This window comes from Micromonospora sp. CNB394 (genome assembly GCF_000374985.1).
Classification (GTDB): Bacteria; Actinomycetota; Actinomycetes; order Mycobacteriales; family Micromonosporaceae; genus Micromonospora; species Micromonospora marina.
The window spans coordinates 17,663-30,786 of the sequence record NZ_KB895848.1; the positions used below are offsets into that span (position 1 = coordinate 17,663).

Below are 13,124 nucleotides of genomic sequence, written 5' to 3' on the forward strand. Positions count from 1 at the left end.
CGCTGCCGCCGTCCGGCCGCCCGCCACCGCGACGAGAGCTGACCGGGGCGCGGCGCGAGCCGCCCGGCTGCCGCGCGAGCGGTCAGGACCGGCCGGCGGCGTACGACTCCAGGTGCGCGAGCTGTACCGGGTCCAGCGAGGGCCGGACGCGGTCCCGGGCCGCCTCGACGTGCGCGGCGGTCACCGTGCTCGCCTCCAGCGACTCCCGCATGGCGGCCAGCGCCGCCTCCCGGATCAGCGCGGCGCAGTCGGCGGCGGAGAAGCCGTCCAGCTCGGTGCCGAGCGCGTCGAGGTCCACGTCCGGGGCGAGCGGGACGTCCCGGGCGGACGCGCGGAGGATCTCCGTGCGGGCCGGGCCGTCCGGTGGCGGCACGTAGACCAGGCGTTCCAGCCGGCCGGGACGCAGCAGCGCCGGGTCGACCAGCTCCGGCCGGTTGGTCGCGCCGACCACCACCACGTTGCGCAGCGCCTCCACGCCGTCCAGCTCGGTCAGCAGCGCCGCCACCACCCGGTCGGTCGTACCGCCGTCGGTGGCCTGCCCGCGTACCGGGGCCAGCGCGTCCACCTCGTCCAGGAAAACCAGCGTGGGCGCGGCCTGGCGGGCGCGGCGGAACAGCTCTCGGACCGCCCGCTCGCTCTCACCCACCCACTTCGAGAGCAGCTCCGCGCCCTTCACCGACAGCACGTTCGCCCGCCCGGAACCGGCCAGCGCCGTCACCAGGTAGGTCTTGCCGCAGCCGGGCGGGCCGTAGAGCAGCACGCCGCGCGGCGGCGTCACGCCCAGCCGGGCGAACGTGTCCGGATAGGTGAGCGGCCAGAGCACCGACTCGGTGAGTGTCTGCTTGACCTCGTGCAGCCCGCCCACGTCGTCCAGCGTCACCGACGCCAGCTCCAGCGTGGAGGCGGACATCGTGGTCGGCCGGACCACCTCCAGCGCGGCGGTGAAGTCGGCCATCGCCACCGTCGGCGTCTGCGCCGTCTTCTGGCGCAGCGCCGCGCGTACCCCGGCCTCGCGTACCAGCGCCGCCAGGTCCGCCGCGACGAATCCGGGGGTACGGGCGGCCACCTCGTCCAGCCGGACGTCACCTGCGAGCGGCACCTCACGGGTCAGCACCGTCAACTGCTCCCGGCGCAGCGCCGCGTCGGGCAGCGGCACGGTGATCCGCAGCGCGAGCAGGTCCGGGCCGCGCAGTGCCGGATCGACCGCCTCGGGGCGTCCGCTGGTGCACACCACCGCGGCACCGGCCCGCAGCGTCTCGGCCACCACCTGCCGGAACACGGTGGCCAGCGGGCCCGGCTCGTCGGCCGGGGCGATCGACTCCACGTCGGTGACAAGCAGCACGGCGGGAGCACCGGCGCGGACCGCCGAGGCCGCCTCGCGCAGCCGGCGGGCTGCCGCGTCGTTGCCGAGTGCGGCCAGCTCCGGAGCCCAGAGCGGCCGGACACCCGCGCCGACCCGGGCGGCGACGGCACGCACCAGCGCGGACTTGCCCGAGCCTGCCGGGCCCTCCACCAGCACACCGAGCGAGACGGTGGTGCCGAGCCGGCCCAGCACCTCACGATGGTGGAAGCCCAGGTCCAGCAGTTCGGTCAGCTCCTCGGCCTGGGCGCGCAGGCCGGGTAGTTCGTCCACGTCGGGCGCGTCCTCCGGACCGAGCAGGTCCCCGTCGGCTTCCGGTCCGGCCGGGGCGGTGGGGGCGGAGACCTTGGCGGTGGAGGCCGAGGACGCCGGGCCGGAGCCCCGAGTGGCGGCGCCGTGCTCCCAGCCCACCACCGTGTCCATGGTGACGAGCGCACCGACCGCCGGTTCGGCCGATACGACGGTGAGCAGCGTGCTCGTCCAGGCGTACCCGACGGAACTGGCCAGACTGCGCCGCGCGGCCTCGATCAGGCCGCGCACAGCGGCGTCCGGCAGCACGTCCTGCGGCAGCAGCGAGACGTCGTCCCCGGCGGTGACCACCTTGCCCAGCAGTGCCAGCCGCAGCATCTCCGGCGGGACCGCGGCGACCACCGCGGCCGGACCGGAGAGCGTGAGCCGGCGCGCCGGGGTCGCCGGCAGCGGACTCACCGTGACCTGGCCGCCGGCTTGCATGCCGAGATTGCCCAGCAGCAGGTCGTCGGCGTGCAGCAGGGCGCCGCTGGTGCTCGGCTCGGCGGCGGCCGCGATCCCGGCGGTGACCCGGCGACCGGTCAGGCGCACCGGGTCGCCGGGGCGCAGCGCCAGCGCGGTGAGCACCTCGGGATGCAGGCGCACCACGCCGCGGCGGGCGTCGAGCGCGGCCGGCCGCAGCGTCGCGGTCAGGGTCAGGTCGGGTTCGGCCACCCGCCGACAGTAGCCGTCCCGATCATCGGGTGCCGGGTCAGCGCGGGCCCGGGTCGTCCAGCAGCGAGGGGTCGCGCCGGATCATCTCGGCCAGCCGGGCCGCCGGGTCGGACTCCAGCGGGTCGTGGCCGGGCGCGGGCACCGTCTTCACCGACATGGGCCACGCCGGCGGCGGCGCGGGCGGCGTCGCCGGGTCCACCGTCACCGCCGGGCCGGACCAGGAGACCCGCAGCGGGTACGCCTGCTCGCCCAGTTCCACCCGCAGCGTCACGGCGAGCCCGGGGTGCTCGGCCACCACCCGCCGGACCGCCTCGGCGACCTCCTCGACCGGGTCGCGCCGCACCGGTGCCTCGCCGCCGCGCAGCCGGTACGCGCCGTGCCCCGCCCGCCCGTCGCCCGGCTCGTCCGCCGCCTCCGCGGCTGCGTCCCGGCCGGCCGGCTCGCCGGGCATCGGCGCCCGGCGGCGCAGCGCCTCCTCGCGCCGCGCCATCCGGGCCAGTGTCTCGTCCAGATCACCTCTCATGGCGTCCACCCCTTCGCCAGACAACGGATCGAAACGACTGCCAGTTCTCAGCCTGCCCGGGATCGGGTGGCCCGGTCCAGCGCGCGGTCCAGGACGATGAGCAGGGCGTCCCGTACCGAGAGGCGGTCCCGGGCGTCGAACTGCACCAGCGGCACGTGCTCGGCGATCGCCAGCGCCCAGCGGATCGACGGCAGGTCCAGGGCCAGCCGGCCGTCGAAGGCGTTGACGCCCACCGCGAACGGCAGCCCGGACCGCTCGAAGAAGTCGACCGCCGGGTAGCAGTCGTCGAGCCGGGCGCTGTCCACCACCACGAGCGCGCCGAGCGCGCCCCGGGCCAGGTCGTCCCACATGAACCCGAAGCGCGCCTGGCCGGGCGTACCGAAGAGGTAGAGCTTCAGGCTGCGGTCGATGGTCACGCAACCGAAGTCCATGGCCACGGTGGTGGTGGTCTTCCCGGCGACCCCGCCCAGGTCGTCGATGCCGATGCCGGCGGTGGTCATCTCCGCCTCGGTGGTCAGCGGCGCGATCTCGGAGATCGCGCCGACGGTGGTGGTCTTGCCGACCCCGAAGCCACCGGCGATGAGGATCTTGACCGGGATCGGCGGCCGGGGCGCCGGCACCCGGCTGACGATCGGAGCCGGTTCGGCCGGCGGCGTACCGGGCGGCAGGTACGGCAGCGGCGGGGTGGGCGGGGGCGGCGTGGCCCGGCCGATGAGCGGCGCCGGGCCGCCGTAGCGGCTCGGGGCGCTGTTCGCGGCCGGCCCGCCCGTGGCGGCCGCCGGCCATTCAGGAAATCGCACGAAGTCCATCAATCACTCGCAGGATGATGTCGGGATCGAGGGCGTCGTCGACGTCCGCGACGTGCACGTCGAGATGGCCGGCGGCCCGGAGGTCGCCGACCAGCACCCGGGTCACCCCGAAGTGCATCCGGGTCCGGGCGGAGATCTCGGCCACCGAGACGGGCTCGGCGCAGATCGCGACGATCGCCGCCAGCTCCGGGGCCAACCGGGCGGTCACCGCCCACGAGGTGCTGCCCGGACGAGCGGTGACCTGGGTCTCCAGGCCGATTGCCGGGTCGCCGTCCACCCGTCCGGAGGTCAGCACGAAGGGGCGTGGGCCGGTCGGCTCCCCGTCGCCCGCGTCCGGCTCCGGCACCGGAGCGGACGCGTTCAGGAAGGGGCGGATCCGGACGCCGGGCTCCGGCTCCGGGTCCGCGCCGGCGGCCCCTGGGATCATTGCTGTACGGCGTTCTTCAGTTCGGCTATCAGGCGCGGACTCAGGGCACCGCCGGCGCGGCCGGCGAACAGCGTCATCTCGTACGCCACGGTGCCCAGGTTCGCCGTGCGGTCGGCGACGACGCCGAGCACCGAGCCGCTGCTGATCGCGCTGATCAGCAGGTATCCCTCGGCCATGTCGACGATCACCCGGTTGAGCGCGCCGAGCGCGTACCAGCTGGCCGCGCCGCCGGCGAGGCTGGTCATGCCGGAGACCACGGCGGCGAGCCGTTCCGCGTTGGACCGGTCCTTGATCGCGGACATGGCCATCAACAGCCCGTCCGAGGAGACCGCGATCGCCTCCATCACCCCGGCGGTGCTGGAGGTGAACGAGTCGAGCAGCCAGTTGAAGGTGCGTGCCTCGGGACTGAGGTCACCGGTGGTGCTCTGTTCGACGTTCTCGTGGAGGAAGGGGCTGGTCACCGTGATGGGTCCTCTTCGTAGCGGCGGTCGGTACTGACTTCGCGCAGAGCACGGGCGACGCCCGCCTCGAACTCGCTGATCCGGTTGCGGACCTCGACGGGGTCGCCGGGGTCGGAGCTGGTGGGGGGTACGGACTGCGCCGGGGAGACGGACAGGTTCGCGCCCGGCACCCGGCGGCTGAGCCGGGGCCGCTCCGCCACCGGGGGCGCCTGGTCGACGTCGCCCTCGGCCCGCCGTACCCCGTCCTGGAACGCCTCGACCAGGGCCCGGACGCTGGACGGATCCGCCGGTACGCCGATCAGCGGCCCGCCGGTGGCCGGTCCGGCCGGACCGGCGGGCGGGGCGGCCGGCAGATTCGCGCCGGGCACCCGCTGCCGGATCGGCGACCGGGTACCGGGCCGCCCGGCGGGCGGGCCGGCCGGGTTCGGCCCGGTCGGTGCCGGCACGGCCGGGGGTGGCGGAGCGAGCGCCGGGCCGGTGGACGGCGCCAGGACCGGACGGGTGGCCGGCGGTGCCAGGGTCGGGCCGGTCGTCGGCGGTGCCAGGGTCGGGCCGGTCGTCGGCGGTGCCAGGGTCGGGCCGGTCGTCGGCCGGGCGGCCGGGGGAGCGGCCGGTGCCGGGCCGACGACCGGTGTCGGCGGGGAGACGTGCCCGGGACGCGCCGCCGGTCCGGCCGGCCGGGCGCCGGGCGGCCAGGCCGACGGCGGGCCACCGTCGGCCTCGTCCGCCTCCCCGGTGCCGGACTGGCTGCCGAAGGCGTTCCACGGGTCGCCGCTGGACATGCTGCGCGTGGCCCGGGTCAGCATCTCGGCGTCGAAGCCGGCCGGCGCGTTGACAGCCGGCGCGTCGACGGCCGGCGGCTCCGGCTCGCGGGCGCCGGGCACCGCGGCCCGGCCGGCCCCGGCGCCGACCGGCTCGGGGCGGCGGATCACGAGCGAGGCGCCCGGGATCTCCAGCGCGGCGGTGACGCCGCTGCCGGGGGTGTGGCTCAGCCGGACGCTCCAGCCGTGCCGGCGGGCCAGTCGGCCGACCACGAACAGGCCGAGGACCTCGGTCGGGGCGAGGTCGAGGCGTTCCCGCCGGGTGAACCGGGCGTTCTCCTCGGTCATCCGGTCCTCGGTCAGGCCGATGCCGTGGTCGACCACGACCAGCCGGGCCCCGCCGTCGGTCAGCTCACCTGTCACCACCACGCGGGTGTGCGGCGGCGAGAACGAGGTGGCGTTCTCCATCAGCTCGGCGAGCGTCAGCACCAGATCGCCGGCGATGGCGGGGGCCGCCGCCACGCCGGGCGGCACCTCCACGTCGACGCGGGTGTAGTCCTCGATCTCGCCGAGCGCGAGCCGGACCACGTCGGCCAGCGGGACCGGTGCCACGTGACCGTCCGAGCCGGTGGCGCCGGAGAGCACCACCAGGCTGCCCGCGTTGCGGCGCAACCGGCTGGAGATGTGGTCCAGCCGGTAGAGGTGCTCCAGGCGGCCCGGGTCGGTCTCCTGCCGTTCCAGCCGGTCGATGAGCGCGATCTGGCGGCCGACGAGGTTCTGCGTACGGCGGCCGACGTGGCCGAACATCTGCGCCACGTTGCGCCGCCCGGCGACCTGCCGCTCGACCAGCCGGGCGGCGGTGTGCTGCACCCGGTCGAACGCGCGGGCCAGGTCGCCGATCTCGTCCCGGGCGCTCACCTCGACCGGGTCGAGGCGTACCGGGGGGACGGCCTCGGACTCGTCGTCGGCGACCCGGGTCAGTTCGGCTTCGGTGACCCGGGCGACGCGCTCGGCGGAGCGGGTGAGCCGGCTCAGCGGCCGGGCCACCATACGCGCCACCGTCATGCTCAGCAGCACCACGACGAGCAGGATCGCCGCCGTTCCCAGGCTGACCAGCCAGGCCGCGGTCAGGGCCTCCCGTTCCCGCGCGCGGGTCTCCGCGATGACGTCCGCGACGACCTTCTTCTCCACGAACTGGCCCAGCGTGATCATCGACCGGGCCGACGGGAACAGCACGTCCAGCGGCACCGGGGCGATCGCCCCGTCCGGGTCGCGGATGCTGTCCGCCAGGAACGTCGGGCTGGTCCGGGCGGCCACCGCCGCGTCGTCCAGCTCGGCCACCTTGAGCTGCTCGGGCGTGATCAGCTTGCGGAACCGCCGGTTGTCGACGTTGAGCGCCGCCACGCACGCCACGAACGAGCGGGCCAACTGCGGATCGCCCGTCGCCTTGACCAGCACGATCTGGGTGGTGCACGAGCTGAGGGCCTCGTCGACGCGCAGCAGCGCGTCCAGGGCGAGCACCTGCCGTCCGGCCGGGGTGTCGGTGTCCACCTGGAAGGGCAGCCGCAGCGCGTCGATCAGGGCGGTGTCGACCTCGCCGAACACGGTCAGGATCTGCTGCGGGGTGGCCCGTCCGGCGAGCGTGGTGTTGCGGACGTCCTCCAGCCGGCGCACCGCGTCGAGGCTGTCGCGGACCGCCGCCGGCAGCGGCTCGGCGCGCAGGTCGGCGACCCGGTCGTCGACGGTGGCCGACTTCTGGATCAGCTCGGTACGGCTCACCCGCCCGAGCAGCAGCCCGACCGACAGCAGGCGTTCCTGCTGAAGGTCCTGGACCAGGCTGCCGACCCGGCTGGCGACCCGGACGGTCTCGGCGGTGTCGGCGGCCTCCCGGGCGGCGGTCACCCGGTCGATGACGACCGGTACGGCGAGCCCGACCATGCTGAGCAGCGGAATGATCACCAGCAGGGCGAGCTTGCCCCGGATGCGTAACCTACCGAGCAGCATCGAACGGCCTCCACCGGTCGGCGTCGCCACCGTGCCCCACCGCGACGGGCTGACGGTCTGCCCCGGGCGCGGGGAGCGGTGGGTTCGGGTGGACAGCCGGCGCCGGCCCGGCCTCGGCCGGTTCCCGGCGTGCCGGGGTGGCCCGGGACCGGTCCCGGCGCAGCGCGGCCACGTGCAGCGCGACGATCCCGGCGATCAGCGCCGCCGCCGCCGCGGCGGCGCTCCGGCCCAGCAGCCGGTCCCGCTCCAGCGCGTCGAGCCGTTCCCGCAGCAGCGCGTCGAGCTGGTCGAGGATCACCGTGCGGAGCTGCTTGGCGGAGTTCTGCGCGCTGATCCCGGCGCGGGTGAGCTGGTCGGTGCTCGGCGCGGACCGGCCGGCGCCGGGCGCCGAATAGAGCGCGAACGTCTCCAGCGAACGCTGGTAGGTGTCCAGCGGAGTGAGCACGTTGGCGCCCAGGTCGGCGCTCTCCGAGCTGTCGACCGCCGAGCGCAGGTCGGCGACCAGGCCGTTGGCGGGACCGAGCGCGGAGACGCGCAGCTCGGCCAGCTCCGCGCCGATGCGCGCGCGTTCGGCGGCGGGGCGCTTGGCGGACAGCCGGGCCAGGTCGACGAGCCGCCCGGCCAGCACGGTCGCGGTGGGCAGGTCCCCGCCGATGCCGTCCTGGAGGAAGAACGAGTCGGAGCGCGGGTCGCGGATCAGCCCGGAGCTCTCCCGCACCTTGCGGTAGAGGGCCAGGAGCAGGTCGGACGCCTCGCTGTAGGCCCGGAACGCCGCCTCGGGGTCACCGATTCCGCGGTCCGGCAGCGCCTCCAGCTTGGCCCGCAGCCCGGCCCAGCGTTCGTGGGTGCGCAGCTCGTCGCCGACGGCGTTGTCCACCTCCGCGACGCCCTCGACGGCGGCGGCGAGCGAGGCCCGGGAGACGGCCCCCTCGGCGACGGCGATGGCCTGGGCCTCCACCACCGCGTCGGTGAGCGGCCCGAGGGCGCGCAGGTAGCGGACGCCGAGCCGTTCCCGGCTCACCAGGTCGTGGTCGTCGGCGAAGTCGCGTTCGGCCTGGACGAAGATCAGCCCGAGTGGGGCCAGCAGCGCCAGCGCCAGGACCAGGGCGAGCGTGCGGCCCGGTACGGCGGGCCGCCGACGGACCCGCGACGCGGGGACTGTCATGGTGTGTGTCTCCTCCGGCGACGGCGGGGCGATCGGTGCCCCGGGGGGTCGCCGTACGCAGTCCCGTGCACCGGACCGGAAAAGTAGCCGAACCGGACGCGGGTGGGACCTCGGCCAATGAGTCGGCTTCACGTCAGTCCACTCTGGGTGACTCTGCGTCAAGGGGAGTGGTACGTAGCGTGTGATCGTGTTGCCGAGACGTGGCATCGATGACGGTTTGCGCCCGTAGATGTGAATTCACATGATCCGAATACGTCCCGCTGGGACGCTCTGGACCTTTGGCGGATGACGGACGCTACTCGACGATCGGTGCAACCGGACAGACGTACGGCGGATCTCAGCGAACGCTCAGCTGTCGGCCCGTACCGTGTGGCGCATGAGATCAACCGCCGCGCGGCTCCGGCGCGCCCTGGCCGGCCGTCCGCGCCGCACCGTCGCCGCCGTGGTGGTGGTCGTCCTCGTCGCCGCCGCGCTGGTCTGGGTGGCCCGGCCGCAGGGCGCGGACTTCCGGACCGAACCGGCGCTGGTGACAGTGCGTTCCGGGCCCTCCGGCGACGAGCCGGTCGACCTGGACACCACGCTCTACCTGCCGGAGGGCGCCTCGTCGTCGAACCGGGTACCGGCGGTGCTGCTGGCGCACGGCTTCGGCGGGACCAAGGATTCGGTCCGCTCCGACGCCGAGGACCTGGTCGCCCGCGGGTACGCGGTGCTCACCTGGACCGCCCGCGGGTTCGGTCGCAGCGGCGGTCAGATTCACCTGGACGACCCCGACTACGAGGTGCGTGACGCGCAGCGGCTGCTCGACCGGCTGGCGCAGCGGCCGGACATCCGCCTCGACGCGGCCGGCGACCCCCGGGTCGGTGTGGTCGGCGGCTCGTACGGCGGCGGCCTGGCCCTGCTGCTGGCCGCGCAGGACCAGCGGGTCGACGCGATCGTCCCGATGATCACCTGGAACGACCTGTCCCGGGCGTTCCTGCCCGAGAGCAGCGGCCGGCAGCCCACCGACGGCGTGTTCAAGAAGGGCTGGGCGGGCATCTTCTTCGGCGGCGGCGGGAACGCCGGAAGCGGCCCGGCCGGGCTCTCCGGGGCCACCGCCGCCGCACCGGAGGGCGCGCCCGAGTCCGCCGGCCCGCCGAGCCCGCGGCCGGGCGCCGGGCCGGGCACCGGTTCCGGTCGCGCGCCGGCCGGTGCCGCCGACCCGTCCTGCGGTCGCTTCGCGGCCGACGTCTGCGCCGCGTACCTGCGCATCGCCACCACGGGCCGGGCCGACGCGGCGGCGGTCGAGCTGCTGCGCCGGTCGTCGCCGGCCGGCGTGCTCGACCGGATCAAGTCGCCGACGCTGCTGGTGCAGGGCGAGGCGGACACGCTGTTCCCGCTGGCCGAGGCCGACGCCAACGCCCGCGGCATCGCCGCCGCCGGCACGCCGGTCCGGGTCGCCTGGTTCACCGGCGGCCACGACGGCGGCTCCGGACCCACCTCCGACTCCGACCGGGTGAAGTTCCTGACCGCGCAGTGGCTCGACCACTACGTCAAGGGGGACGGCGCGGCACCCGGCGACACGTTCACGTTCTCCCGGATCGCCGGGTTCGACGCGCTCGACCGGGGTCTGGTGGCGACCGGGTTCCGGACCGCCGACTACCCGGGGCTGGCGGGGCAGGACCGGCGCGAGGTGACGCTCGCCGGTCCGCCCCAGCCGGTCGCCGTACCGCCGAACGGCAACCCGGCGGCGATCTCCTCGGTGCCGTTCGCGGGCGCGCTCGGCTCACTGCTGGACGGCGTCGCCGGTGACATCCCGGGCCAGCACGCGCGCTTCGAGTCGGCACCGCTGGACGAGCCGGTCGACGTGGTGGGCGCCCCCACGGTGCGGATCCGGGCCGCCTCCCCGACCGGCGAGGCGGTGCTGTTCGTGAAGCTCTACGACGTCGACCCGCGGGGCGCGGCCACGCTGCCGTCCGGCCTGGTCGCACCGGTGCGCCTCACCGGCCTGCCGGCCACCGTCGACGCGGCCACCCCGGTCACCGTGACGCTGCCGGGGATCGTCCGGCGGGTCGAGGCCGGACACCGGCTGCGGCTCGTGGTGGCGACGTCGGACCAGGCGTACGCCTCGCCGGCCGAACCGGCCGTGCACACAGTGGCGCTCGCGGACGGGCCGCTGACGCTGCCCACCGTCGACGCCACGCCGATTCCCACCACCGCCACGATCTGGCGCTGGGCGCTGGCCGGGCTGGTCGCCGCGATCGTGCTCGGGCTCGTCGTGGTCGTGCTGCTCACCCGCCGCCGGCACCGCCGCCAGGACGACTCCGTGCACCCGGAGTACGCGGGTGTCCCGCTGGCGGTGCGCAACCTGCGCAAGGAGTACGCGGACGGCTTCGTCGCGGTCTCCGACGTGGACTTCGAGGTGCACCCCGGTCAGGTGGTCGGCCTGCTCGGGCCCAACGGCGCGGGCAAGACCACCACGCTGCGGGTGCTGATGGGACTGACCCAGCCCACCGCCGGTGAGATCTACGTCTTCGGTCACCGGCTGGTGCCGGGCTCGCCGGTGCTGTCCCGGATCGGCGCACTGGTCGAGGGGCCGGGCTTCCTGCCGCACCTGTCCGGTCTGGACAACCTCAAGGCGTACTGGCGGGCCACCGGCCGGCCGTGGGAGGACGCGCACTTCGACGAGGCGCTGGAGATCGCCGGGCTGGGCGACTCGGTGCACCGGCGGACGAGGAAGTACAGCCACGGCATGCGGCAGCGGCTGGCCATCGCCCAGGCCATGCTCGGCCTGCCCGAGCTGCTGGTGCTGGACGAGCCGACGGACGGGCTGGACCCGCCGCAGATCGCCGAGATGCGCCGGGTGCTCCAGCGCTACGCCACCGACGGCCGTGCGGTGCTGGTCTCCAGCCACCTGCTCGCCGAGGTGGAGCAGACCTGCACGCACGCGGTGGTGGTGAACAAGGGGCGGATCGTGGCGTCCGGCCCGGTGGAGGAGATCGTCGGCGAGTCGCCGAGCGTGCTGTTCGAGGTGAGTGACCCGGACGCGGCGCGTACGGTGCTCGACCGGCTCGGCGGCGTACGGGTGCTGCCCGACGTGGACGGCGGGCTGGTGGTCGACACCAACGGCACCGCCCGCAGCGAGGTGGTGGCCGAACTGGTCCGCGCCGGCATCGGGGTGGACCGGGTGGTGCCCCGGCGCCGCCTGGAGGACGCGTTCCTCGCCCTGGTGGGCGAGAACTCTCGGGGAAGCGGGGACCGGTGATGGCGGGTTCGTCTGTGGCATCGTCGCCTGGTGGCGGCACGTCCGGTACGGCGGCGCCGGGCGCGGGCGGCGCGGCGGCCGGTTACCGGCCCCCGGCCACGCTCCCGTTCGGCGCGGAGTTCCGGCGGCAGGCGTCGCGCCGGCGTACCCAGCTCGCACTGGGGTTCATGGTGCTGCTGCCGCTGATCATCCTGGTGGCGTTCCAGTTCGACGCCGGGGACGACGACGGCGGCGGGCGGGGCGAGTTCTCCAGCCTGGCCGACCTGGCCACGTCGGGCGGGCTCAACTTCACCCTGTTCTCGATCCTGGTGTCGGCGTCGTTCCTACTGGTCGTGGTGGTGGCGCTGTTCTGCGGCGACACGGTGGCGAGCGAGGCGAGCTGGGGCAGCCTGCGTTACCTGCTGGCCGTGCCGGTGCCCCGGGCCCGGCTGCTCGCGGTGAAGCTGGTCGTCGCGCTCGCGTACTCCGGGCTGGCCCTGTTGTTGCTGGCCGGCACCGCGCTGCTCGCCGGCACGCTCCGGTACGGCTGGAAGCCGCTGAGCAGCCAGGTCTCGGCCGAGCTGGCCCCGGCCGACGGGTTGCTGCGGCTGCTCGGCGTGCTCGGCTACCTGGCGGTCGTGCTGCTGGTGGTGGCCGGACTGGCGTTCCTGCTGTCGGTGACCACCGATGCCGCGCTCGGTGCGGTCGGCGGTGCGGTGCTGCTGTGGATCCTGTCCAGCATCCTGGACCAGATCACCGCGCTGGGCGGGCTGCGGAACCTGCTGCCGACCCACTACAGCAGCGCCTGGCTGGGGTTGCTGTCCACGCCGATGCAGACCGACGACGTGGTCAAGGGCGCGTTCTCGGCGGTCGTCTACGCCACGTTGTTCTGGGGCCTTGCCTTTTGGCGCTTCACCCGCAAGGACGTCACGAGCTGAGCTGACCGGACGGGGGCGCCCGGGACGATCCGCGCCTCGCTCCGGGTCGCCGTCGGCGTCCCGGAGCGTGACCGCCGGACAACCGTGCAGCTCGTGCGGCCGGTCGCCGCAGTTGAGCAGGTCCAGGCCCATCGCCCGCAGCCCCATCGCGGCGCTCACCCCCAGCTCGGTGATCGCGATGCCCTCCGGGGAGCAGGCGGCCATCAGCGTCACGCTGGTGAGGGCACCGACCAGGCGCGCCGTGCTCCGCATCCGGCGATCATCCCACCTCGTCGCGCCGGCCGGCGGCCCACAGCGTGGGATCCCCGGGTGGCGCGGCCGTGCGCAGCGCCTAGACTCGGCGGCACAACTGAATACCTCATCCAGAGGGGCTGAGGGATACGGCCCGACGACGCCCCGGCAACCACCCGCACGCTCGACGACGAGCGACGGCGGGCAGGTGCCAATTCCGTCCCCGCCGCACCCGGCGATGCGGGGAAAGATGAGAGGAAAC

The 13,124-nt window shown here is 75.1% G+C and carries 9 protein-coding genes, 1 pseudogene and 1 riboswitch; of the genes and pseudogenes, 2 read left to right on the forward strand and 8 right to left on the reverse strand.

The window, feature by feature from the left end; genetic code table 11:
• Nucleotides 1-82 precede the first annotated feature (82 nt).
• From C569_RS0122210 to C569_RS0122240, 7 genes are read right to left on the reverse strand one after another with little or no spacing between them, the layout of a single operon-like run.
• Nucleotides 83-2,323 (reverse strand): AAA family ATPase, encoded by a 2,241-nt coding sequence (locus C569_RS0122210; protein WP_018787954.1) that lies wholly within the window; start codon nt 2,321-2,323, stop codon nt 83-85.
• A 37-nt stretch (nt 2,324-2,360) separates the two neighbouring features.
• A complete protein-coding gene (locus C569_RS0122215; RefSeq protein WP_026268497.1) occupies nt 2,361-2,846 on the reverse strand; it encodes a hypothetical protein in 486 nt (161 codons plus the stop codon).
• Nucleotides 2,847-2,893: 47 nt separating this feature from the next.
• A complete protein-coding gene (locus tag C569_RS0122220; RefSeq protein ID WP_018787956.1) occupies nt 2,894-3,655 on the reverse strand; it encodes an ATP/GTP-binding protein in 762 nt (253 codons plus the stop codon).
• Entirely contained in the window at nt 3,633-4,082 is a 450-nt protein-coding gene (locus C569_RS0122225; protein ID WP_018787957.1) for a DUF742 domain-containing protein, read from the reverse strand. Before C569_RS0122225 ends, C569_RS0122220 begins: the two co-directional genes overlap by 23 nt.
• Nucleotides 4,079-4,543: a roadblock/LC7 domain-containing protein gene (locus C569_RS0122230; protein WP_013288866.1), complete on the reverse strand. Its 465-nt coding sequence runs from the start codon at nt 4,541-4,543 to the stop codon at nt 4,079-4,081. The genes C569_RS0122225 and C569_RS0122230 overlap by 4 nt, the downstream gene beginning before the upstream one ends.
• Nucleotides 4,540-7,308 carry a nitrate- and nitrite sensing domain-containing protein gene (locus tag C569_RS0122235; RefSeq protein ID WP_018787958.1) on the reverse strand — a complete coding sequence of 923 codons (2,769 nt, stop codon included), beginning with the start codon at nt 7,306-7,308 and terminating at the stop codon, nt 4,540-4,542. The genes C569_RS0122230 and C569_RS0122235 overlap by 4 nt, the downstream gene beginning before the upstream one ends.
• Nucleotides 7,295-8,473: a hypothetical protein gene (locus tag C569_RS0122240; RefSeq protein ID WP_018787959.1), complete on the reverse strand. Its 1,179-nt coding sequence runs from the start codon at nt 8,471-8,473 to the stop codon at nt 7,295-7,297. The genes C569_RS0122235 and C569_RS0122240 overlap by 14 nt, the downstream gene beginning before the upstream one ends.
• 376 nt (nt 8,474-8,849) lie before the next feature.
• On the opposite strand from C569_RS0122240, the gene C569_RS0122245 reads away from it, so the two are divergent.
• Together C569_RS0122245 and C569_RS0122250 are read left to right on the forward strand one after the other, a co-directional pair.
• The gene (locus C569_RS0122245; protein WP_018787960.1) at nt 8,850-11,714 is read left to right on the forward strand and encodes an alpha/beta fold hydrolase; all 2,865 of its coding nucleotides are present in this window, start codon (nt 8,850-8,852) and stop codon (nt 11,712-11,714) included.
• Nucleotides 11,714-12,631 carry an ABC transporter permease subunit gene (locus C569_RS0122250; RefSeq protein ID WP_036346572.1) on the forward strand — a complete coding sequence of 306 codons (918 nt, stop codon included), beginning with the start codon at nt 11,714-11,716 and terminating at the stop codon, nt 12,629-12,631. Before C569_RS0122245 ends, C569_RS0122250 begins: the two co-directional genes overlap by 1 nt.
• Nucleotides 12,632-12,700: 69 nt before the next feature.
• On the opposite strand, the pseudogene C569_RS34780 reads toward C569_RS0122250, so the two are convergent.
• Nucleotides 12,701-12,883, reverse strand: a pseudogene (locus tag C569_RS34780) (DUF4232 domain-containing protein); the annotation flags it as partial.
• Between the two features lie 103 nt (nt 12,884-12,986).
• Nucleotides 12,987-13,119, forward strand: a riboswitch (SAM riboswitch).
• Nucleotides 13,120-13,124: the final 5 nt, after the last annotated feature.

Coding starts and splice junctions, on each gene's coding strand:
- C569_RS0122215 (WP_026268497.1), bottom strand. CDS start 2,846: ATGAGAGGTGATCTGGACGAGACACTGGCCCGGATGGCGCGGCGCGAG.
- C569_RS0122220 (WP_018787956.1), bottom strand. CDS start 3,655: ATGGACTTCGTGCGATTTCCTGAATGGCCGGCGGCCGCCACGGGCGGG.
- C569_RS0122225 (WP_018787957.1), bottom strand. CDS start 4,082: ATGATCCCAGGGGCCGCCGGCGCGGACCCGGAGCCGGAGCCCGGCGTC.
- C569_RS0122235 (WP_018787958.1), bottom strand. CDS start 7,308: ATGCTGCTCGGTAGGTTACGCATCCGGGGCAAGCTCGCCCTGCTGGTG.
- C569_RS0122240 (WP_018787959.1), bottom strand. CDS start 8,473: ATGACAGTCCCCGCGTCGCGGGTCCGTCGGCGGCCCGCCGTACCGGGC.
- C569_RS0122245 (WP_018787960.1), top strand. CDS start 8,850: ATGAGATCAACCGCCGCGCGGCTCCGGCGCGCCCTGGCCGGCCGTCCG.
- C569_RS0122250 (WP_036346572.1), top strand. CDS start 11,714: ATGGCGGGTTCGTCTGTGGCATCGTCGCCTGGTGGCGGCACGTCCGGT.